General features: G+C 62.1%; 17 protein-coding genes and 1 tRNA gene. 6 read left to right on the top strand and 12 right to left on the bottom strand.

Translation table 11 applies throughout. The features are described 5' to 3' along the window. The first annotated feature begins 31 nt into the window (after positions 1-31). From JN280_RS11280 to JN280_RS11265, 4 genes are all read left to right on the top strand, one after another. Positions 32-250, top strand: coding sequence for a hypothetical protein (locus tag JN280_RS11280; protein ID WP_202312212.1), 219 nt, complete (start codon positions 32-34; stop codon positions 248-250). Between the two features lie 16 nt (positions 251-266). Further along, positions 267-1502, top strand: coding sequence for a YcaO-like family protein (locus JN280_RS11275; RefSeq protein WP_202312210.1), 1236 nt, complete (start codon positions 267-269; stop codon positions 1500-1502). Between the two features lie 8 nt (positions 1503-1510). Then, positions 1511-2734, top strand: coding sequence for a TfuA-like protein (locus JN280_RS11270; RefSeq protein ID WP_202312208.1), 1224 nt, complete (start codon positions 1511-1513; stop codon positions 2732-2734). A gap of 130 nt (positions 2735-2864) precedes the next feature. Continuing rightward, the gene (locus JN280_RS11265; protein ID WP_202312206.1) at positions 2865-6017 is read left to right on the top strand and encodes an AAA family ATPase; all 3153 of its coding nucleotides are present in this window, start codon (positions 2865-2867) and stop codon (positions 6015-6017) included. Between the two features lie 437 nt (positions 6018-6454). Here the strand turns inward: JN280_RS11265 and JN280_RS11260 are convergent, their stop codons facing one another. The 9 genes from JN280_RS11260 to JN280_RS11220 all read right to left on the bottom strand — a co-directional run bounded on the left by JN280_RS11260 (position 6455) and on the right by JN280_RS11220 (position 15563). Continuing rightward, a complete protein-coding gene (locus JN280_RS11260; protein ID WP_202312204.1) occupies positions 6455-8011 on the bottom strand; it encodes an adenylate/guanylate cyclase domain-containing protein in 1557 nt (518 codons plus the stop codon). A 16-nt stretch (positions 8012-8027) separates the two neighbouring features. Next, positions 8028-8399 carry a response regulator gene (locus tag JN280_RS11255; RefSeq protein WP_202312202.1) on the bottom strand — a complete coding sequence of 124 codons (372 nt, stop codon included), beginning with the start codon at positions 8397-8399 and terminating at the stop codon, positions 8028-8030. 24 nt (positions 8400-8423) lie between these two features. Continuing rightward, on the bottom strand, positions 8424-11195 hold the full coding sequence (locus JN280_RS11250; RefSeq protein ID WP_202312200.1) for a response regulator: 2772 nt from the start codon (positions 11193-11195) through the stop codon (positions 8424-8426). Continuing rightward, a complete protein-coding gene (locus JN280_RS11245; protein ID WP_202312198.1) occupies positions 11192-11947 on the bottom strand; it encodes a Tll0287-like domain-containing protein in 756 nt (251 codons plus the stop codon). The genes JN280_RS11250 and JN280_RS11245 overlap by 4 nt, the downstream gene beginning before the upstream one ends. Positions 11948-12291: 344 nt before the next feature. Next, a complete protein-coding gene (locus tag JN280_RS11240) occupies positions 12292-12519 on the bottom strand; it encodes a hypothetical protein (RefSeq protein ID WP_202312196.1) in 228 nt (75 codons plus the stop codon). Between the two features lie 382 nt (positions 12520-12901). Further along, positions 12902-13951 (bottom strand): AraC family transcriptional regulator, encoded by a 1050-nt coding sequence (locus JN280_RS11235; RefSeq protein ID WP_202312194.1) that lies wholly within the window; start codon positions 13949-13951, stop codon positions 12902-12904. Positions 13952-14608: 657 nt separating this feature from the next. Then, positions 14609-14683, bottom strand: a tRNA-Glu gene (locus JN280_RS11230). Between the two features lie 86 nt (positions 14684-14769). Further along, positions 14770-15174, bottom strand: coding sequence for a VOC family protein (locus tag JN280_RS11225; protein ID WP_202312192.1), 405 nt, complete (start codon positions 15172-15174; stop codon positions 14770-14772). Then, the gene (locus tag JN280_RS11220) at positions 15171-15563 is read right to left on the bottom strand and encodes a fimbrial protein (protein ID WP_202312190.1); all 393 of its coding nucleotides are present in this window, start codon (positions 15561-15563) and stop codon (positions 15171-15173) included. The genes JN280_RS11225 and JN280_RS11220 overlap by 4 nt, the downstream gene beginning before the upstream one ends. Before the next feature lie 25 nt (positions 15564-15588). Here JN280_RS11220 and JN280_RS11215 point away from each other — a divergent pair, with 25 nt between their 5' ends. Beyond that, positions 15589-16611 (top strand): RluA family pseudouridine synthase, encoded by a 1023-nt coding sequence (locus tag JN280_RS11215; RefSeq protein WP_202312188.1) that lies wholly within the window; start codon positions 15589-15591, stop codon positions 16609-16611. 189 nt (positions 16612-16800) lie between these two features. After that, positions 16801-17712, top strand: coding sequence for an RNA polymerase sigma factor RpoH (rpoH, locus tag JN280_RS11210; RefSeq protein ID WP_202312186.1), 912 nt, complete (start codon positions 16801-16803; stop codon positions 17710-17712). A gap of 228 nt (positions 17713-17940) precedes the next feature. Here the strand turns inward: rpoH and JN280_RS11205 are convergent, their stop codons facing one another. From JN280_RS11205 to JN280_RS11195, 3 genes are all read right to left on the bottom strand, one after another. Beyond that, positions 17941-18957 carry an ABC transporter permease gene (locus tag JN280_RS11205; protein WP_202312184.1) on the bottom strand — a complete coding sequence of 339 codons (1017 nt, stop codon included), beginning with the start codon at positions 18955-18957 and terminating at the stop codon, positions 17941-17943. Between the two features lie 278 nt (positions 18958-19235). After that, positions 19236-20702 carry a sugar ABC transporter ATP-binding protein gene (locus tag JN280_RS11200; protein ID WP_202314689.1) on the bottom strand — a complete coding sequence of 489 codons (1467 nt, stop codon included), beginning with the start codon at positions 20700-20702 and terminating at the stop codon, positions 19236-19238. A gap of 90 nt (positions 20703-20792) precedes the next feature. Then, positions 20793-21815: a sugar ABC transporter substrate-binding protein gene (locus JN280_RS11195; protein WP_244743213.1), complete on the bottom strand. Its 1023-nt coding sequence runs from the start codon at positions 21813-21815 to the stop codon at positions 20793-20795. Positions 21816-22236 lie beyond the last annotated feature (421 nt).

Below are 22236 nucleotides of genomic sequence, written 5' to 3'. Positions count from 1 at the left end.
GAACTCGGTGTACGGGTAATGGAGGGCGCAGATGGCCAATCTCCCGAATTTTCAAAGCAATCTCCAGTTCTTAATCGACCAAGGTGCAATTCCTCAAACGGATCCTGATCACCTGGGGGACAGTATCAAGCAGGCTATCAACGATCTGACCCCATCGGAATTGGAGACGCTGGTCAGACTGGCAAAAACAGCCAAGGCACATCTGTTCGTGCACGACGCGAACAACAACGTTATCGCGATGGGACTCTGAACGGACCTCTGCGACGTTGTACCTGAGCGATTGTCCGCTGACCCGCGGCGAATGCTTCGTCAAGGTCAGCGAGGCGTCTGGTCGCGTCACAGCGCTAGAGGAGACCGAGCGGCGTGTGGGGAGACTACTCGACGCGATTCCAGTCACACGGGTGTCCGATATTTCTCGGCTGGAGTTGTCGCAGGCACCGGTGATGGCCGCGATTACTCCCCTTGCCCGCGATTTGACCACGCATATGGGCAAAGGTTTGACCGTACGTGCCGCCCGTGTCAGTGCGATCATGGAAGCCATAGAACGGATTTCAGCGGAAACCGTACGTGGCGATGTTCGGCGCGCCAGCTATTCGCAACTGATGGAACAGGGGCTCAAATGCGTCGATCCTGAGCGGTTCGACCTTCCGCCAACGACGGCCTACCGCCCGGATCTGCCGATCGATTGGGTATCGGGCTGGGACCTGATCGGGAAATGCGAGATCCAGGTTCCTACCGACCTATGTGTCTCGCCACCCGGTCAATGTGTCCTGGACCAGGTCGACACCAATGGCCTCGCAGCCGGTGCAAGTTTTGGCGAGGCGATCCGCCACGCACTTTTGGAGGTGATCGAGCGGGATGCGAGCAGTCAGCAGCTGTTCTTCGAATTGTTTGGGACAGGCCACCTGTGCGGGCCAACGCGAAAGCGGATCAGCCGCAGGCTGTTGCCAACGACTTGCGCCGAACTCGTCAGCCGGGTCGAAACAGACCGTGTCAGTGTCGTCCTGGACGAAATCACCACCGATATCGGCATCCCGGTCATGGCCTGTTATTTGATTGATGCAGCCTATCCGGCCGCGACAGGAACAACGCGGGTGATTTTCGGCGGCTGGGGATGCGATCCGAGCCCCGAACACGCATTGAACCGTGCTCTGACCGAGGCGCATCAATCGCGGATCGGCACGATCCAGGGCACGCGTGATTCATTCAATCTGATCCAGGGCAGTGACCGGGACTTCACTCGGCAAATGCGAGGCACCATTCTAAAGGACGCGCCCGAGGAGACTTTAACCGTTGCCGACGGCTTGTCCGACAGCATCGCGGAAGACGTCGAACTGATTGTCGACCGTCTGCGCTCCACGGGGGTCGATCAGGCGGTCGTCGTGGACATGTCGGATCCCAGTCTGGGTGTGCCGGTAGTGCGGGTCCGGGTCCCCGGCCTTGCCATGTTCATGGTCGACCGTTGCCGGGTCGGATGGCGCTGCATGCGCCACATTCTGTAATCTGACCAATGCCTTCTGCGGGATTGCAAACGGTTGTTTTTGTCGGTCCATCTTGCCCGCACGATCTGATCTGCGCCGTACTGCCGGACTCCGTCATTGCTCCGCCGGTGCGGCGTGGCGACTTGTATCGGCTTCGGCTCCTCGATTTCTCAGTTTTCGTAATTCTGGACGGGGTGTTTACAAATCTGTTGGCAGTGTCGCCGCGCGAAGTGGTGGACGTGCTGCAGGACGGGGCGGCGGTCATCGGCGCTTCAAGCATGGGGGCGCTGCGGGCCGTCGATTGTGGGCCGGCGGGCGCGGCAGGCCATGGGCGCGTCTACCGCATGTTCCGTCGCCGACTGCTGACTTCCGAGGACGAGGTGGCAGTCATGTTTCGGCCGGAGGCGCCCTATCCAGCGCTTTCCCAGTCGCTCGTCAACATGCGCTTCGCCTTGCGCCGAGCCTGCCGTTCCGGACTCCTGGACCGGACCGAAGCGGAGGCGATGGTACAGGCAGCCGAGCTCTTGCCATATGAGCGCCGTGACTGGACCACGGTCGCAGAAAGCGCACGGGTTCGGCTCTCGCGGAGCCAGCTTGCCTCGCTCAAGTCCTGCGATGTCAAACGCGAGGATGCGCTTGCCTGCTGTCGTTGGGCAGCGCGGCAGCTCCGTGTTGGCGCAATCGTGGCGGCACCGAGGCAGGACCGGAGCCGGCCTTTCGAAACCATTTCGAAAGACCGTGAGCGCACTTGGGATCCGCTGGACGGTGTGGACCCAGGCACGATTCTGCCCGCCTTCTTCGAGTGGCTTTGGCTGTCGGGCCAGAGTGATGCGATCGCCGATGCGGGCGGACTTTCTGCTGCGCTCCGACACGGTCATATCTCTGAATTCGTTCAGAACGTCGACCTCCAGGCACCGTCCGCCGAACTCGGAGCATTGCTGATGCGCTTCACGGCATTTAGCCGGTCAAGATTGCTGGCCGAAGAACTCCATCTGTCGGGCAGCCCTCGGGATTTCGCGCGCGCCCGAGTAGAGATTGCTTGCGCCCACAACGCCCACGGCTGGGAAGACCTCATCGATCGAACCGGCCCCCGGTCGGCACTTGCGCGGAAGCTGCGAGGCTACAAGCGCGACCGTGCTCGTATTTTCGCGTTGACCCGCAGCGTTCTCTTCCGACACCCGGCAGTGGGCAATGCCACGCTGCCGGTCTGGCAAAGATCGCGAAACGTGCGCCAACCTGCCGAAGGGCATTGAGGAACGAACATAACGATGCGCAATTGGGGAATCTATTGCCGCCAATTCCGCCCTCGGCGCGGGGATCCTCTTCTGGACGCTTTGAGCCCCATGACATAAAATCGGCGGACCAAACTGGGAGGCGCCGCAGTTGTCCAAACGCAAAGGCGACCTGCTGGCATTTCTCAAACGGCACCGATTGGATCGCCACGCGGGAGTGCTTTCGGAAACCGGCGTCGATCTGGACAGCTTGGGCCTCCTGACGGAAGGCGATCTAAAGGAGCTGGGCTTGCCGGTCGGAGATCGGCGCAAGCTGCTTTTTGCTGCCAGCAAACTCCCGGGACCGGCCATCGGCTACCTTCAGTCGGACTTTGAAGGCTTGCTAGCCGAACGGCGGCACCTGACGATCCTGTTCTGTGACATGGTGGGATCTACTGCGCTGTCGAAGCGCCTCGATCCCGAGGATTTCGCCGATGTCATTAGAGCGTATACCCTACGGACCAAGGCAGCGATCGAGCGCTTTGGAGGTCATGTCGCAAAGGTCATGGGGGACGGCGTTCTCGCCCTGTTCGGCTATCCAAGTGCACACGAAGACGACGTCGAACGCGCGGTGCTGGCGGCCCTTGATTGCTTGAAGGCCAACAGGAACGCGCCGATCCGGACGGAAACGGGCGATCGAATCGAGGTTCAAGTCCGCATCGGCCTGCATTCCGGGCTGGCTGTCGTCGGCGCGCTCGACGCCGGCACGCGTAGCAATGATATTGTGGGCGACGCTCCCAATATTGCACAGCTGCTGCAATCGGTGGCAGCTCCGGGCGAAATCCTCGTCAGCCCTCAAATCCAAAAACTTGCAGGAGAGCGGTTTGAATACGAGGCGCTGGAGCCACGTATCCTGAAGGGAATACCCGAGCTGATTACGCCGTACCGGGTGCGTCGAGAAATCAAGACCAAGACGCGCTTCGAGTTGCGCAACAGGAGATCACTTGCACCGCTGATAGGCCGGAGCGACGAACTTGAACGTCTGCTCGACTGCTGGGCGCGGACCAAGGCAGGCTCCGGTCAGGCAATCCTGATTGCCGGTCCTGCCGGAATTGGCAAGTCGCGGTTGTCGAGCGCGTTTCTCGATGCGATCCGGACCGAAAGTAAGGACGTCCTGACCTTTCAGTGTTCCCCACATCACACGGGAACGCCGCTCCGCCCTGTGGTGACGCGGTTGACCCGGGAACTCGAGGCCCTGGTTGCAACTGGTGAACCGAGCTTGCTGGATGCAGCATCGGCTTGGCTCGGGCCCAAAGAAGACCCGGACGCGAAAGGTCTGGCGCTCCTGACCGCGCTCTTGTCGATAGACGCCGCAGAGCGGGCGGTGACACTCGACATGACCCCACGTCAGCAGATGGAAGAGACGCTTCTACTGCTGGTTAGCCACTCAATTGCCATGGCGCAGCAGCGGCCGCTGCTGCTTCTGTTTGAAGACATGCATTGGGCTGACCCAACCACTCTGCGCCTCGTCGATCTGTATCGCAAGAAATTGACGGGCGAGTCAGTCATGCTGATTGCCACGTCTCGGTCCGGCGCTGAGCATGGCCCGCCGCCGCTGGATTTGCCGCTCGAGATACGGCTGGACCGGTTACCTGATCCGGTCGTCATGGATCTGGTACGAAATGTGGCGCACCCGTATGAGATACCTCCTGAAACGGTGCGCACGATCGCGCGGCGGGGAGAAGGCGTTCCGCTATTCATTGAGGAACTGACCAAATCGGTGGTCGAACGCCTGATCAGCCGCGAGTTCGAGTCTGAAGAGGCAACCAAGGACGACCATCTCGTTCCCGACAGCCTGGTGGATTCGCTTTCGGCGCGGCTCGACGCCCTACCAAGCGCAAAACACCTTGCGCAAATCGCCGCTGCCATCGGACACGAGGTCCCGCAGGATTTGCTGCAACGCGTTTCGGGATATGCGCCGGACAGATTCCAGGCCGCTGTTTCCGAACTGGCACAGGCTCGCGTGATCCGGTCCTTTCCGGAGACGAAAGACGATCCTCTGGTGTTCGGCCACGCTTTGATTCAGGACGTGGCCTATCAGCTTTTGCTGCGCAAGGATCGTCGTGATATTCACGCGAAAATCGTCGGGGCGCTCGAACGCGACTACAAAGAAACCTGCAATCAGTTGCCCGAGGTTCTGGCGCGCCATTGCGAGGAATGCCGACGGATCGAGAAAGCAGTCCGCTATCTGATAGACGCAGGAGTAAAGGCAACCCACCGCTCAGCGAATATCGAGGCACTCAAACACCTCCAGCATGCCCGCGATCTGACACGCGGCAAGATGAACATGGCGACGCCGGAGGCTCTGGCGCTCGAGCTCGAGATAGAAAGTGCCATCGGTACACCGCTTATTTCTGTTGAAGGCTACACATCCAGGGAGACCATTCGGGCCTTCGAAAGGGCCGAAGAAATCTCGGTCGAGTTGGGTGACGATCAGGCCCGGTTTCGTGCGCTGTTTGGGCTTTGGGGGCACCGGTGGATGGCGGGCTATCTGGATCTGTCGCAGCGCTTTGCAGAGGAAATGCTCAGCCTTTCGGAAAACGATTCGGCACCCGAAAGGAGAATCTTGGCACATCGCTGCGCGGGAAGCAGTTGTTGGATCATGGGAGAGTTCGAACGGACCCGATACCACTTTGGGCAAGTAAAGGCTCTTACCCAGGATATGGATACTAGGGAGCTTGCCGACCGGTTCGCAGTCTGCCCGCGTGTGGTCGCGCACGTCCTGGGCGGCTACGCGATGTGGCTGGAGGGCAGCAAAGAGGAAGGTGCCTCTGAAGTTGCGGTCGGGCTGGTACGAGCCTATGACATGAAACATCCCTATAGCATGGCGTTGTCGCATTCCATGGCAGGCGGGCTGAAGCTCCTGACCGCGGACTTCGAGGGGCTGATCGAGCACACCGAAGCGTTGCGAGCGATTTCAAAGGATCGCCGCTTTCCCTTTTGGCTGGCCTATGCCGAAATCTTCGAAGGCGCGGCGCTGGCGGAGAAAGGAAAATTCGACGAAGGCCGAGACAAAATCCTGAAGTCCATCGAGGCATACAACGCCATGGGCGTGATGATCCACCGCACCATGCAACTCGTGCAGCTGTCAGATATCGAGGTCAGAAAAGGCAACATCCGCTCGGCTACGCGCTGGCTCGACGAAGCGGAGGCCGTGGGAAATCAGACCGGGGAACGTCAATGGTTCGGTCTGATCAGACAAAGGAGGGCCCGGATAGATACCCGCACGCAAGCTCTGGGTCCCTCGAATCAGTCGGTGCATTAGCCCCGCATGCATCCTGGTGCCGCCGTTCAAATGAGCCGGGCCTGGGAGCTCCACTCTGCCGGAGGCCAGCGCATCAGCGGTTGGAGTTGCATCGGCGGCGGCTGCCGCCCATCAAGAATGGCTTCGGCAAGACCAGAGAAGGGTTGGTCGCGGCACGTGCGAGACGCAGGACGTGTCCAGCTTCCCAGCCGCAGCGAGTTCGGACAAGGTCGCGACCGCCCCGATTCCAGACTGATCCCTCCAAGGAATGCATGCACGATTGCTCGCAGCAGGGTGCTGGCATTGGCGCATGGGCCCGGAAATCGGAATCGATTTCGGAAACGTTAGGGTGTCCTTTGCGTGCAGGAATGGTCGCGCGACCCTGCAGCGGCACGGGTGCTCCCATCCGTAGCGGGAGCGGCCGGCGTCATGCCCTGCCGACGCAGGGGTACGACGCCCTATCGCACAAGATAGGCCCCCACCGCACCGATGCCACGCAGATCGAGCGAGCACCGCGGCTCCAGTGCCCAGGGGCTTTGAAGGGCGCGCCTGGTCGATTCCGAGATCTGCATGCGACCGGCGACACCCTGCGATTCGAGGCGGCTCGCAATATTCACGGTCTCTCCCCACACGTCGTAAACGAAACGATGCCGGCCGATCAGCCCCGCCACGACAGGTCCCGAATGGATGCCGACGCGGATCCGAAAAGGTTCGACATCGGGCGGCATGTTCCGCAACGAATCCAGCATGGATTTGCCAAGTGCCACGATCCTGTCGGCGTGGTCCGATGCGGGCTCGGGGACTCCGCAGGCGGCCATATAGGCATCCCCGATCGTCTTGATCTTCTCCACGCGATGTTCCTGCGCGAGCAGGTCAAACTTGCTGAACATGCCATCCAGGCGGTCGACCAGCTCGGATGGTTGCAATCTCGCCGCGATGGCCGAGAAGCCTACGATATCGGCAAACAGGATCGAAACCTCCTCGAAGCGATCGGCGATGACCTCCTCGCCGTCCTGTAAGCGGCTGACGACCTGGCCTGGCAGGATCGCGTGAAGAAGCAAGTCGGCACGTCGTTTCTCCGCTTCGATCTGCAGCAGGTAGCGGCGTTCGCGGTCGAGCCAGCGCTTCTTTTCGAGGGTGGAGTTGATGCGGGCGCGAAGCAGGACGGGATTGAACGGTTTCGTCAGGTAGTCGTCGGCCCCCGCCTCGATGCAGCGGGCCACCGCCGCGACCTCGCTCAGGCCCGAAATCATGATCACCGGAATGTGCCGCCATCGACTGTCCGCCTTGAGCCGCGAGAGCAGTTCGATGCCGTTGATGTCGGGCATCAATATGTCGAGCAGGATCAGGTCGAACTCGTCCTCAGCCAGCCGCGCGAGCGCGGAGATGCCGGAATCTGCGGTGGCGGTCCGGTGGCCTTCGCGCCGCAGCCGGCGGGAGAGAATATCCCGATTGCTGGCGACGTCATCGACGACCAGAATCCTGCCGCCCCGTTCGGGCATAGCCTGGTGCTCGGACCTGAATAGTACCCGTTCGAGTTGCGCGGCATCTATCCTGGTCTGATCTGTGGGCTGAATCGTCTCGATGGCCTCCCCTCGCGAGAGTCCCGCGATGGCGTCGACATGTTTCAGAAGCTCGGCGGCCGCCGCGAGCATCTCGCAGAGATCCTCCTTCAGCGTGTGCCGGTCACCCGCGTCCTCGAGCATCATTTCCGAATAGCCGATGATGGCATTGAGTGGCGTGCGCAGATCGTGCCGAATCCTCGCCTCCGCTTCGGCTCCCTCTCCCTCCTGCCTTTCGACCTTGCCGTCGACCAGGTGATCCACAAGCCCGTTCAGCTGCCTGGCAGCTTCCCCGATCCGCTCGAGGTCGGTCAGCATGTGGGTCAGACCGAAATCCCGCGCCTGCTCGGTGAGCAATTCCTGGAACCCGAGGATTGCTCGCGCGGGGCCGGCCAGCCGCTGCGCCACGTGGGCGGCGATGGCATTGCGCTGGAATTCGTTCCCGGCACTCATTGTGGCCCGGCTGCGCTCAGCGTTCCGCGGCGAGCAGATGCTCGATCTTCTGGACCAGCCGCGACAAGTCGACCGGCTTGCTGTCATAGTCGTCGCAACCGGCTTCGAGCGCCATGTCCCGATCGCTCGCCATCGCATGCGCGGTGAGCGCGACGACCGGAATGGCTGATGTAGCCGGATCGGTCTTGATCCGCCGGGTCGCTTCCCAACCATCCATTACAGGCAAGCTCATGTCCATGAGGATCAGATCCGGCTTCTCGGAGATGGCAAGCTCCACGCCGGCCTTTCCATTGTCCGCAATCAGCACTTCGAAGCCGCGACGGGACAATCGCCGTGAAAGCATGTCCCGGTTCATCTCGTTATCTTCCACCAGAAGGATTTTCGTCATTCCTGGTTTCCTTCGGTCATTCCTTCAGTCCCCGGCGACAGCCACTTCGGCCGATTCACGCGATGTGATCTGGCGCTCGAGGGCTTCGACCAGCTGGGACCTGCTGTTAGCGCCCTTCGTCACCACGGCGACGGCCCGATCGCGCAGCCAACGCAGCTCTTTTGCCGAGAGATCCTTGGACGTGACCACCACGACCGGGATATTCCGCAGCTTCGGATTTCTCTGTATCTGGCTGAGCGTCTGGAAGCCATCCATTTCAGGCATGAGGAGATCGAGCAGGACCAGGCGCGGAAGAAGCTGCTTCATCAGTTCCAGGCCGCGCACGCCGTCGCCCGCCTCGTGGACCGTCCAGTTCCTCTTCACCAGAAAGCGACGAAGGAACTCGCGGGAAGCGCGATCATCGTCAACGACCAGCACGTCGCGCTTGCCTCCGCCGCAAGCCTCGATCGTGCGGATCAGCTTGTCGGTGTCAATGGGCTTGGTCAGATATTCGACCGCGCCGAGCGAGAGGCCGAGGTCGCGATCGGCCAGGATCGTCGCAAGGATCACGGGAATGGTGCACAGTTCGGGATCGCTCTTCAGCGTTCGCAACACCGACCAGCCGTCCTGATGCGGCATGATGATGTCGAGAACGATCGCGGCCGGCCGATGTGTGCGGGCGGCAGCTATTCCCTCCGCTCCACTTGCCGCCTCCATCGAGGCAAGTCCCGCTTCCGCAAGGGCTTTCGCGATGATGCTGCGGGCGGCAGGCTCGTCGTCGATGATGAGGACAGCACGATCCGGCCGAATGATCGGCGTCGGCGCGGCAGCAGGAAGGTTTTCGGTCTCCTCGTTGCGTTCCGCCGGAACGTCCGCAGGAACTTCCATTGTGAAGATCGAGCCTTTTCCGACTTCACTCTCGACCGTCACGACGCCGCCTATCATGCGGCAGAAGCTGCGGGTGATGCTCAAGCCCAGTCCGGTCCCGCCATAGTTCCGCGTTGTGGAAGCATCGGCCTGCGTGAAGGCATTGAAAAGCCTGTCCTGCTGCTCCGGCGTCATGCCGATCCCCGTGTCGGCCACCTGGAAGACGAGCCAGTCGCCATCCGCCCGTCTTTCGCGGCGCACCGCGAGGGTTATCCGACCGCTTTCGGTGAACTTGGCCGCATTGCTGAGCAGGTTGAACAAGTTCTGGCGCAGTTTGGTCTGGTCCGAATACATCGTCCCAAGGTCACCCTGAAGGTCCTGCACGAACTCGTTCCGGTTCTTCGCCATCAGCGGCGAGACGGTGAGCTTCACATCGCTGAGCAGTTCGGCGACGTCGAAGGATTCGAGGAAGATCTCCATCTTGTTCGCTTCAATCTTCGAGAGATCGAGGATGTCGTTGATGAGCGACAGGAGATGCCGTCCGGCGGACGCTATCTTCTCGATATCGGGGACAAGCTGGTCATCTTCCTGGTCGCGCGCCTCCTCGATCAGCATTTCGCTGTATCCGATGATCGCGTTGAGTGGCGTGCGCAACTCGTGGCTCATCGAGGCGAGGAAGCGGCTTTTGGCCGCGCTGGCGGATTCGGCGTCGCTCTTGGCCTGCTCGAGTTCGACCTGCCTCTCCTTCAGTTCCGTAATGTCGGTGTAGACGGCGACCGTCCCCCCGTCAGGGGGCTTGCGCTTGGTGATGCGGACCCATTTGTCGCCAAACTGCTTCTCTTCGGCCATGCCTGCGGGGTCGGCGTGGAGGCGCAGGCGTTCGCGGATATATTCCTTCGGTGATTTGCCGTTGAGGTCCACCCGCCCTTTCGCCACATCCTGCTCCAGGATCTCCCGGAAGCTCTTGCCGTGCAGCGCTTCCTGCTTGCGGCTTGGGAAGATCTCGCAATATTTGCTGTTGGCGATCAGGATTCTGTCGTCCCGATCATAGAGGACGAAGCCGTCGGATATCGCCTCGAGCGCAGCGGCGATCGTGCGTCTCTGTCGCTCGGCTTCGTCTTCGAGCCTTTTCTTTTCGAGCACGCTCTGTTTGAAGAGCGAGAGCGTTCTGGACATTGCCCCGAATTCGTCGCCGCCCTCTTCATTGATCTCGACATCGTATCTGCCGGACGTCAGCTCTCCGATCACCCGATTCAGGCGCCGCAGCGGAGCGATGATCGAGTGGAGGACGAGAAGGGTCAGGAGCGACCCGATCAAGACCACTGCGGTTACCAGGACGGCTGCGGCCGTGGCCGTCCTCTGGGTCTCCGCGACAACCTCGTTTCGGGCAGCCTCGGCCCGAGCCTTCACCAGTTCGACCAGCCTGTTGAGATCGGCATCGACATTGGCACTGTGGGTGCGTGCCCTTGCCAGCAAGGTGTTGCCTATGATGCGATTGTCCTGGGTATAGCTGTCGGTCGCCTGCAGCGCCGTTTCGACATAGGCGTCGACCTCTCTTCGGATCTTCTCGACCGCCTCGGGCGAATGCTCGGCAAGGTGTTCAAGCTGTGTTTCCAGCCGTTCGCGGGCCCGCCCGGCATTGCGCTGAGAATTCATCAGCAGGCTGACGGAGAGATCCGTCAGCCAGTATCTCAGGTCTCCGAAGGCAACATGGGCCGCGGCTGCCGATGCGGCGCGGTCGAACAACTCCCTGGTTTCATCCATGCGGTCGGCGCTGCGATAGAGCGCCTGGGTGAGGAATACGGAGGACAGGACAAGACTGATCAAGCCCGCGGCGGTCAGCGCTGCCACACGTGCCGCGATCGGCAGATTTGCGAGACGGCCGGCGAACCTTCTGACCGGCGCCGAAACGGCCTCAATCGGCCGCAACTGCCGGTCGAGCGCGCTCATTCGAACAACACGATGCTGATCGCACCGCCCAGATCACCCGCTTTGCCCCCCTCTTTCGGATAGCCGGTGACGTCGATTTCTCCCTTTGGCATGCCGTGGCAGGAAAGGCAGGACTCCGTATAATATTCGGGAAACAGCATCCGGAACGCGGCGCGGCCATTCACATCGGTCGTTTCCGTGTAGGCATCTCCCTTCGGTCGCTGCGGATCCGTGAACACTTGCTCGATGACACGTGTCTCCCACGCGTCCGGGAGCGACTTGCGGTTGCGCACCAGGACCTCCGGCGCGGTCACACGGACGATAGCCTCATTCCCTACTTTCTCGGCGAATTTCTCGTTCATCAGCCGCGCGAAAACGGCCGGGACAAAACCTTTGAACCCAATGCCGGGGCGGTTGATGTCCTGCTGCTGCTGATCGACGACCTCACGCATGGCCTCGATCTGCGCTTGAACCAGCCTGCGGTCTCGTTCCGACAGGTCATCGGACATCAGTTCGTGGCCGGTGACCTTGGCATAGTGCGTTATCGCCTCCGCCGTGAAGCGCTCACCGTCGAGATGCTTGTCCCCTATGGCAGGATCATTGATGAGCGACTGGTAATTTGAAAGGACGCTTCGGGCAGACCTGAGCAAGTCCGCGAGCCGTGTTCCAGTGGCAATGTCGGCCGGCTCGTCAGCAGCCGAAGGTAAAAGGATGATACAACCAAATAGAACTGCAAGGCTGCAATTTCGCGCGAGAGCTGCAATAACTTCCATTGTTCTTTCCCTCTGGCAGGGAAGCACAAGGCGGAAAGATAGCACAGGAAGACAAACGGCAGTAGCCATCTTTGGGCGATGCAGGGCAGCGAACCGGGATTGGCCGGGCCATGAAAACCCCCGGCCATGCGCGACCTGGCAAGTTGACCGCTATCGGTCACCCTGCACTCCTGCCCGATTTCAATCAGGACATTGTGGCTTGCCTTTCGGATCCGCCGCGTCATCCATTTGCATGACGAGCCCTCTCCTAATTCGGGGCCTGTGAGACGAGCGAGAAGCCGATCGACTTCGGCCTTTGCGCCTGGCCGCCGAAGGTGGTCCTGTCCGAAGCCAGCCGTGCTTTTCTAACGGAACTGGTCGCAGCGGCCAGGACAACCCTCGACATCGCCGGCATTTACGATTTCTCCATCGAGACAGACTGCACCAACAATCGGAGCGCCGCTCTGAACACCGGGGATTTCGATCGAAGCACCGTCCAGCGCGCCGTACAGCCATTTTTCAGCTGTCGACCTGTCGGGAGCTGCCACCGAAAAAGCTGAACTCAGCTTCGCATCGAAGGTAAATTTGGCCATGTCAGGCTTCACCACCGACCATCATGGCCGTACTCCCGATCGCGCGATCTCATTCCAATCTCCCTGGCCAGCCGGTCGCATCGAGCATTCCGCCGTGCCGAACCGCGGCCGAGCACGATCAGGCTGTCTCGATGTTCTCAATGGACCGGGGCTTCCGCGGTCCAACGCATATCTCCCGAAAAGCGAGCCGCGGTTTCGGGATAAAGACATGCGCAAAATCAAGTATCTAAAGCGGGTCGCGTGAATGCTTTTTACGTGACATGCCGTAGATGGGAAGTGCGAGCGCCGACGCAACGGCAGTGGCGGCCAAGCGCAACTCTTTGGCGCACAAAAGCAAATGGAAACGCGCGGACGCCGATGAACCCCAGCAGCGGGAAGAAGGTCAGGCTGGTGCGGCCCGTGCTTCCCGCCGATGCTGGGATGGGCTCTTGCCGGTCCATCGACGGCAGGCATGGCTGAAAGAGCTGGCTTGATGAAAACCCAGCAGCCATGCGATCTGCGACGCTTGGAGGTTTTCTCCGAGATAGCGCAAGGCAAGATCGCGCCTCAGGTCATCCAGGATCGAACGGAAGCTCAATCCTTCTGCAGCCAGGCGCCGAGCAAAGGTCCGTTCGCTCAAACCTACCTTGCCGGCGACGGTCTTCGAATCGGCTTCGGCATGCGGCAGAAGCGGGGCGATGGCGTTCTCTACGGTTGTCCGAAAGGGGCTGAGATTGGATGAGCGGGCCGCCATGGCTTCCTCGCACATCGTCACCATGAGCCGGTTCAGAAACGGATCGTCCCCTGCCAGCGGAAGGTCAAACGACGCGGCGTCGAAACTGATCTCGTCCGCACATGCGCCAAACTGCACGTCGCATCCCAGTGCGCGCCGAGTTCCACGCAGGTCGCCCGACCGATGGTGGATGAAACTTGCGGCCGTCGGTACGAGCTCTCGGCCGACGAGGTGCCGGCTCAGCCGCAGGAGCACCAGGATCGCAAACTCCATGAAATGGCTGTCTCGATGCCGAGGGGCCCCGGTGTACGACAAGCGGACGCAGCCGGCGACACCCCGTTCAATCTGGACGACCAGCGCCTCGTTGCCGATCCGAGAATATCGTTGGAGCCGCGCCAGTGCGTCACCGAGTCGGTGAGACGACGACGCCACATAGTACAGCATGCCTGCTTCACGCAGATCAAAATCGCGAGCCAGCGTGAGGCCGACCCAGTCATCCCTGGTAGCGCGAGACACCTGCGCCAGGAACTCCATCTGCGAGATGACGTCTATGCGCGTGGCGCCAGCCACGTCGAACCGAGACAATCCGCATCGATCAAGCAGGGGTTCCGGATCGATCCCGAGCCGTCGGAGATGGTCTACCCCCAGCCGGGTGGCCAAGCCCATCGCGGTCGGGGCGGCCGCCAGCCGTTCGAGTTGCGATTTGGCTTTCTCGGTCACCGGCCCCCTCAACCTCCAGACCCCGTTTCAGACTATTATCGACTGGCGGCAGCCAAACGCAACTATTTGGCATGTACAAACAAGACAGACCAGCACTGACTGGATAGTTGACCATTGGCAAGGCCCGGCGTCGCAATACAGGAGCCTATCTTGGCGTTCGCCGACGCACATATTCGCTTGAACATCCCGACCGGAATGAACTTCCCAACTCCGCACCAGCCGACTGACAGCCGCCTCGTGACCGGCAATACGGCCAACGACTATTGAGGTAACACACAGATCCATGTTTCCGGAGTTGGAACGGCTGGCTGACGCAAGACGGCACTGCACCGGCGAGCAGGTGCAGATCGCCAATTTGTCGCGCCGAACCTGACTCTGGCCTACCCGGATTTCCAGATCATCTGAAAGACACAGGTCGGTGAGGTAGGCACAAGTCCCGCCCACCGAGGTGCCGCCGTCGAAGCTGTTCCTTGCAGCGGGTCAGGCAACGAGCCCGGCAATGGCTTGGCGGCGGCACCACTTTCCTAGGATCGCGGCCCAGCATTTCTCAGCGCACCGCTACTGAAATATTGCGGCTTCACCGGAAGCCCGCAGTAGCGATGGTTTGCCGACAATTTGATCGACTTGAGATTATGACGGCGTAACTGTTGAGGATATTGGTACGCCCAAGGGGAATCGAACCCCTGTTTGCGCCGTGAGAGGGCGCCGTCCTGACCGCTAGACGATGGGCGCGGGAGCCGCTTCATAGATTGGGCTTCCGCAAAAAGCAACAGGCTTCCGGCAACTTTGTCGCGCGGCCGGGATATCCGGCGACGCCGTCACCGCCGCGGCTCGATCAGATCCCAGAGATTGCCGGCAATATCCTGGAAAACCGCGACCGTGCCATAGGCCTCCTCGCGAGGCTCCTCGCGGAAGGCGACGCCCTTGGCCAGCATGGCCTGGTGGTCGCGGCGGAAATCGTCCGTCTCCAGGAACAGGAAGACGCGCCCGCCGGTCTGATCGCCGATTCGCGACGCCTGATGCTGGTTTGCAGCCTCGGCCAGCAGAAGCCGGGCGCCGCTCGCGCCGTCAGGCGTCACCGTCACCCAGCGCTTGCCGCCACCGAGGTCGACGTCCTGTTCCAGTACGAACCCCAGCTTGTCCGAGTACCAGGCGATCGCCTCGTCATAGTCGCGCACGACCACGGCAACGGTGGCGACGGAACGTGAAGGCGCCGCGTTCACTGCGCCTTCACCGTCAGCCGGCCGATCAGGCGGCGCTCGGCGAGGTCGAAGAGGAATATCGCCTGGCTGCCGTCGGCCAGTTCGGTGAGCAGCGTGATGCGGTTGCCGAAGAGCGACTGCGACACGACTTTCGTGCCGGCCGGAAGGACGATGTCGGCCTCGATCGCCGCGCCGCCGGCAGGCGCCGGGATCTCGGAAAGCTGCCGTGCCTCCTCGGCAGGCCCTGACGTGCGCGATTTGTAGACAATCGCCAGCGCCACCGCCATAAGGGCCAGGAAAAGCAGGCCGAGATTGATGCCGACGAAGCGGATGAGCTTTCGCCTGACGCGCTCGACCGCCGGGTCGAGCGGCTTCTCATCGTTTTCGTCGTCGAATGCCGGTCTGGCCATGATCCCCTTTGCCCGGAAATGAAAGATGCGAGACCCTGATAACGAAGAGGACGGCCGATTGAAAGTACTGGAAACCGGGCCGGAGGCGGCGGCTTCCCGGCTCGATCAGTGGCTGGCCTCAGCGCTCGGCCCGGACATCTCGCGAAACCGTGTCCAGGCGCTGATCCGGGAAGGCGCCGTCAGCGTCGCCGGCAAGCTTGTGACGGAGCCGAAGCGAAAGCTCGCCGCCGGCGAGCGGGTGGTGATCGACCTGCCGGAGCCGGAAGCGCCCGAACCGCAGGCCGAGGACATCCCGCTCGACATTCTCTTCGAGGACGATTCCCTCATCGTCATAAGCAAGCCCGCGGGCCTTGTCGTCCATCCAGGCGCGGGCAACTGGACCGGCACCCTCGTCAACGCGCTGATCCACCATTGCGGCGACAGCCTTTCGGGCATCGGCGGCGTCAGGCGGCCCGGCATCGTGCACCGCCTCGACAAGGACACGACCGGCGTCATGGTGGCCGCCAAGACCGACCAGGCCCACCGTGCCCTTTCGGAAGCCTTCGCCGATCACGGCGTGACCGGCGATCTCGAGCGCGCCTATGTCGCTCTCGTCTGGGGCGCTCCGGCGCGCATGACGGGAACGATCGACGCGCCGCTCGGCCGCGCCGCCGACAGAATGCGGCGCGCCGTGGTTCCGGCCGGCCGCGACGGTGCCCGCCACGCGATCACGCATTTCGAGGTCAAGGAGCGTTTCGGCAGGGAACCCGAGCCGATCGCCTCTCTCGTCGAATGCCGGCTGGAAACAGGCCGCACCCACCAGATCCGGGTGCATATGGCCCATATCGGCCATCCGCTTGTCGGCGACCGCGACTATGGCCAGGCCTTCCGAACCAAGGCGAACCGCCTGCCGGAACCGCTGCGGGGCGAGGTCAAGGCCTTTCCGCGCCAGGCGCTTCATGCCTGGCTCCTTGAATTCCGGCATCCGAAAACCCACATGACGATGCGGTTCGAGGCGCCGCTGCCAGGGGATTTCAAGGCGCTCATATCCGGCTTCCAAAAGCTCTGAACTTTTGTTGAAAAAAGTTGACTCGCACCGTTCAGTTCGGCGTGACACACTGTTTTGCGTTGAACAAAATGGTGGATTTTCTCGTTTTGTTCCTGTATGAACCGGTTGGCGTGGTCGATGCCCGTTGCATGCCACGCCTTATGCCCGCCGATTTTCGGGGGCAGTCTCCCAGAGGAAGGAGGGTGCTTTATGGCCCAGTCATTGCCCAGTATCGTTTCCGGTGAAGGCGGCCTCGCCCGCTATCTCGAGGAAATCCGCCGCTTTCCGATGCTCCAGCCGCAGGAAGAGTACATGCTCGCCAAGCGGTATCAGGAGCATCAGGACACCAATGCGGCCCACAAGCTGGTCACCAGCCATCTGCGGCTCGTCGCCAAGATCGCGATGGGTTATCGCGGCTACGGCTTGCCGATCGGCGAGGTCATCTCCGAAGGCAATGTCGGACTGATGCAGGCCGTGAAGAAGTTCGAGCCCGAGCGGGGTTTCCGCCTGGCCACCTATGCGATGTGGTGGATCAAGGCCTCGATCCAGGAATACATCCTGCGTTCGTGGAGCCTCGTGAAGATGGGCACCACCGCCAATCAGAAGCGTCTGTTCTTCAACCTGCGCAAGGTGAAGGGCAAGATCCAGGCGCTCGACGAGGGCGACCTGAAGCCCGAGCAGATCGCCGAGATCGCGACCCGGCTCAACGTCACCGAAGAGGAAGTCGTGTCGATGAACCGGCGCCTTTCGGGCGATGCCTCGCTCAATGCGCCGATCCGCGCGACCGAGGGCGAGTCAGGCGAGTGGCAGGATTGGCTGGTGGACGACCACGACAGCCAGGAAGAAATGCTGATCGAGCAGGACGAACTGGAAAACCGCCGGTCCATGCTGGCCGGCGCCATGTCGGTGCTCAACGATCGCGAACGGCGCATCTTCGAGGCGCGCCGCCTCGCCGAGGAGCCGATGACGCTCGAGGAACTGTCGGCCGAGTTCGACATCAGCCGGGAGCGTGTTCGCCAGATCGAGGTCCGTGCGTTCGAGAAGGTGCAGGATGCGGTGAAGGCCGCCGCCAAGCGGCAGGCCCAGGCGCTGCGCACCATCGAGGCGCAGCCGGCCGCGTAGCGCCGGCGGCAGCCGGCAATATCTGTCGAGTGTTCCGGACCGCCGCTTTCAAGCGGCGGTCTTTTTGCGCTCAAGGCCCGCCCTCACCTTGAAGCCATGCCGGGTCGTCCATGCCGACGGTGCAATCCGCGAAGATGCGCGCGCGGCCGATCCCACGGCACCCCCTCAGCGTCTCCTCCGCATGGCTGAGCGGGGCATAGAGTACCTTCCTGATGGGTTTCCTCCCCTCTACTCGCGCGCGCCTTCCCGCAGTTTCTGCGCATAGACATTGATGACGAGCGCGGCCAGGAGGATGAGGCCGCGGATCAGGATCTTCAGGAAGCTGTCGATCTCGATATGGTCGAGCCCGTTGTTGAGCACGCCGAGCACCAGGAGGCCGATGATGGTGTTGCCGATGCCGCCGCGCCCGCCGAACAGGCTGGTGCCGCCCACCACGACGGCAGCGATGGCGTCGAGCAGGAACGTGTCGAACTGGTTCTGCTGCGCCGACCCGAAATAGGCGACGCCGATCATCCCGGCGATGCCGGCGCACATGGCGGAGATGACCATCACCGAGGCGATGATCATCTTGACGTTGACGCCGGAATATTCCGCCGCCTCGCGGTTGCCGCCAACCATGTAGACGTAACGGCCGAAGCGCGTGTAGGTCAGCACCAGATGCGCCACCAGCATGAACAGCAGGCAGATCACGATCGACCATTTGATGCCGAAGATCGTGCCCGAGCCCAGCGTGGTGATCAGGTCGGGATAGTTGTAGGCGATCTGGCCGCGAACCAGCATGGCCGAGATGCCGTTGGCGATCTGCATCATGGCGAGCGTCATGATGAAGGAGGGAATCCCCACTGCCGTCACGCCGAATGCATTGACCAGGCCGAGCGCAAGGCAACTCGCCAGCGTCAGGATGATGGCGACCACGCCGTTGAGCGGGATATTGGCGATGTTCACATAGTCCGGCTGCAGGGTGAAATAGGCGACCGTGATGCCGATCGCATTGGTGATCGCGGCGACGGACAGGTCGATCTCGGCAGTCAGGATGACGAAGGTCAGACCAACCGCGATGATGCCGGTGATCGAGGCCTGCGACAGGATGTTCATCAGGTTGTCGACGGTGCGGAAGCTGGGCGCCTGGATCGAGAAGAAGATCACCAGGACGATCAGCGTGAAGACCGGCGCGATGTTGCGCATCTGCTCCGCCAGGAAACGCTTCAGCTCGAAGGGCCGGGCAGTGTCGGTCACCGTGCTCATCCAATGCTCCCTAGCCTGAATTTCTCACACTCGATGTAGCCTGCGTTGCTCTTTCGGTGAGGCAGACATGGCGTCGGGGGCGAAGCAGCGTGTAGAGACACACGGTCGAGCCTCCCGACGCCGTAGGTGCCGGCCGAAAGGCAACCCGGAGGGAAGCCGACAAGGTGCGCCGCCGCGCTCGCCCGATGGCACCGCATCGCGCGTCGCACGGCTCCTGCCCTGTCGGCTTCTTGAGCCGGCGCAGGCCACATCCAGTGTGAGAAACCCAGGCTGAGCGATCATGCCGCATCGAGCAGATCCGCCTTTTCGATGCGTCCTTGCGTGAATTCGCGCGCGACGACGCCGCGCTTCAGCACCGTCACGCGGTCGGCCAGCGTCAGGATGGTCTCCGGCTCTGTCGACAGCACCAGCACGGCGACGCCGCGGTCGCGCAGCGATCTGACGATGCGGATCACGTCCTCCTTGGCGCCAACATCCATGCCGCGTGTCGGCTCCGACAGGATCAGCACCTTCGGCAACTCGGTCAGCCACTTGGCCAGGGCGACCTTCTGCTGGTTGCCGCCCGAGAGATTTCCCAGAGCGATGTCGGGGCGCGGCGGCCGGATCTGCAGGTCCTTGATGTGGCCTTCGGTGATGACGCGTTCGCGGCGCGGGCGCAGAAGGATGCGGTGGATGCGCCCCAGAATGGCGATGGTGACGTTCTTGAACACCTGCTCCGTGCGGAACAGCATCATGTTTCGGTTCTCCGGCAGGTAGGCGATGCCCGCGCGCCGCGCCGAGGCCGTGTTGCGGAACTGGACCGGACGCCCCTCGAGCGCAAGCCGTCCGTCGCTGAGCCGCCCCTTGCCGAACAGGACGCGCGCCAGCTCGACCTGGCCGCAACCCATGAAACCGTAGATGCCGGTGATCTCGCCGCCGCGCAGCTTCAGCGAGACGTCCCGGATCATCGCGCCGTCGCTGAGCCCCACGGCCTCCAGTACCACGGGACGTGCGTCGTCGCCGCTGAGCTCGGCATGCTCGCCCATATGCATATCGGCCGAACCGCGGCCGATCATATGCGAGATGACGGCATCCTTGGTCAGCCGGGCGGTCTCCTCGGTGATCACCTTGCGGCCGTTGCGGAACACGGTAACGCGGTTGGAGATCGCCAGGACGTCGTCGAGGAAATGCGAGATGAAGACGATGGTACGACCCTGCTCCCTGAGGCGCCGCAGCACATCGAACAGCCGCGAGACCTCCGGCGGCGACAGCGCCGAGGTCGGCTCGTCGAGGATGATCACCTTCGCGCCGGAGAACAGCACGCGAGACAGTTCGATGAGTTGCTGGATACCGACCGGCAGGCTGCCCATGCGGGTCATCGGATCGATATCAAGTCCGAGACTGGCAAGCTGCCGCTTGGCTTCCCGCCTCATCCGCCCCCAGTCGACGACACTGCCGGCGAGCAATGGCTGCACGCCGAGGAACACGTTCTCGGCGACCGTCAGGTCAGGAACGATCGACAGTTCCTGATGGACCATGCCGATGCCTGCGGCGAGAGCATCGCGCGGCGAGCGGAAATGCACGGTTGATCCCGCCACGCGCATCTCGCCCTCGAAGCCGTGATAGACCCCGGCGATCAGCTTCATCATGGTCGACTTGCCGGCGCCGTTCTCGCCGACCAGCCCATGGATCTCGCCTTCGGCCAGCGACAAGTCGACATCGCGCAAGGCATGCACGCCGCCGAATGTCTTGGACACGCCGATCATCTCGAGGAGCGGCGCGCCCGTGGCGGAAGGCGAGGACCCATCCGGGCCCTCGACCTCGATCGGGATGGTCTCAGACAAGGAACTTGCCGGTCACATCAGGAAGTTCTTCTGCAGCCAGAGGTTTCCCGGCGCTGTGTCCTTGGTGATGACCGGACCGTCGGCGAGCATGTATTTCGGCGTGTCCTTGGCCTGGTCGCCGCCCGCCACGGCAGCCACGCCCGCCGCTACCGCCCAGCCGTGGATGCGGCAGGAGGGGTTACGCACGGTCGCGAGCATGGTGCCGTCGAGGACGGCATGCACGGCCGGCGGCATGGCGTCGACACCGCCGATCACGATGCCGGTCCGGTTCTTCGCCTTCATCACATTGTGCGCGGCGAGCGCCATGTCGTCATTGTGGAAGAAGCCGGCGGTGATATCGGGATATTTGGTCAGCAGCGATTCCCAGATGCGGGCGACCTTGGTCACGTCCCAGTCGGCCGGCTGCTCGTCCAGCACCTTCACGTCGGGATAGTTGGCGACGACCTGCTTGAAGCCCTTGGCCCGGCCTTGCGCGCCTGTGTGGCCAAGCGCACCCTGCGTCATGACGATGGTGCCCTTGCCGCCGATCGACTTCATGATCTGCTCGGTGACGACACTGCCCATCATGACATTGTCGGGCGCGATGAATGTGTGCAGCGCGAGTTGCCCTTCCGGCGCCATCATCGTGTCCATGGCGATGACGGGCGTTCCGGCGTCGATGACCTTCTTGATCGGATCGTTGAGCGTGCCGATACCGAAGGTCTGCAGCGCCACGAAATCCCACTTCTGGGTCGCGAGGTTGTCCACCGCCGCACGCTGCTTGGTGGCGGACAATTCGCCGTCGAACCAGGTGATCTCGACATTCATCAGCTTGCCCCAGGCCTCCGCGGCCTGTTTGCCCTGGGCGCACCATGTCGCCTGGAGCCCGGCATTGCCCATCGCCGCCTTGAGCGGCTTGCCCGAAGGTTTCAGTTCCTGCGCAATCGCCGGATCGAAACCGGCCGCGCCCAGCATTGCACCGGCGAGCGCGGTCGCTCCGATCGCCTTGAAAATGTCGCGACGTGTTCTGGATTCCTCGATAAGGTCGTCAAGCACTGCCGTCCTCCCTAGCCCGGCAAGCCTGTGCCGGATCGCGTTTCCTTCCCATGCGCCGGCAACCTTGCTGGGAGGAGCTCTCCTCTCGCCTCCCAACGACAGTTCTCCAGCCGCGCAGACGATAGGGTTGAAAACACATCCGCGTCAACACGACGGTGGGGAGGACGGAAAGTACAAGTTGTGGAGATTCTATTCGGTCTCCGGCTCATGTCGCGAGGCGGCGCAGCTTCGGACGAAGCCGCACTTTCGCTCATTGCGCGGGTCTCTTTCCATGAGATCGACTTGGGGAGGGCACCGAGACCCCGCCCGCATCCGCCTTCATCCGAAAGTTCCTTCTGATTTTGACAGTTCGCCGCGCGCCCGTTCGAACGGGTGCTCGAGAGAGTGTCCGCGAGGAGTGTGGGACGGGGGCGGAACGGCC

The organism is Mesorhizobium sp. L-8-10 (assembly GCF_016756635.1).
GTDB lineage: Bacteria > Pseudomonadota > Alphaproteobacteria > Rhizobiales > Rhizobiaceae.
The sequence above is the reverse complement of the archived record's forward strand: the minus strand, read 5'-3'. Positions and strand labels throughout refer to the sequence as shown.

Coding starts and splice junctions, on each gene's coding strand:
- JN280_RS11245 (WP_202312198.1), bottom strand. CDS start 11,947: ATGGAAGTTATTGCAGCTCTCGCGCGAAATTGCAGCCTTGCAGTTCTA.
- JN280_RS11205 (WP_202312184.1), bottom strand. CDS start 18,957: ATGAGCACGGTGACCGACACTGCCCGGCCCTTCGAGCTGAAGCGTTTC.
- JN280_RS11260 (WP_202312204.1), bottom strand. CDS start 8,011: ATGAGTGCCGGGAACGAATTCCAGCGCAATGCCATCGCCGCCCACGTG.
- JN280_RS11215 (WP_202312188.1), top strand. CDS start 15,589: ATGCGAGACCCTGATAACGAAGAGGACGGCCGATTGAAAGTACTGGAA.
- JN280_RS11200 (WP_202314689.1), bottom strand. CDS start 20,702: ATGATCGGCGTGTCCAAGACATTCGGCGGCGTGCATGCCTTGCGCGAT.
- JN280_RS11220 (WP_202312190.1), bottom strand. CDS start 15,563: ATGGCCAGACCGGCATTCGACGACGAAAACGATGAGAAGCCGCTCGAC.
- JN280_RS11255 (WP_202312202.1), bottom strand. CDS start 8,399: ATGACGAAAATCCTTCTGGTGGAAGATAACGAGATGAACCGGGACATG.
- rpoH (WP_202312186.1), top strand. CDS start 16,801: ATGGCCCAGTCATTGCCCAGTATCGTTTCCGGTGAAGGCGGCCTCGCC.
- JN280_RS11250 (WP_202312200.1), bottom strand. CDS start 11,195: ATGAGCGCGCTCGACCGGCAGTTGCGGCCGATTGAGGCCGTTTCGGCG.
- JN280_RS11240 (WP_202312196.1), bottom strand. CDS start 12,519: ATGGCCAAATTTACCTTCGATGCGAAGCTGAGTTCAGCTTTTTCGGTG.
- JN280_RS11280 (WP_202312212.1), top strand. CDS start 32: ATGGCCAATCTCCCGAATTTTCAAAGCAATCTCCAGTTCTTAATCGAC.
- JN280_RS11270 (WP_202312208.1), top strand. CDS start 1,511: ATGCCTTCTGCGGGATTGCAAACGGTTGTTTTTGTCGGTCCATCTTGC.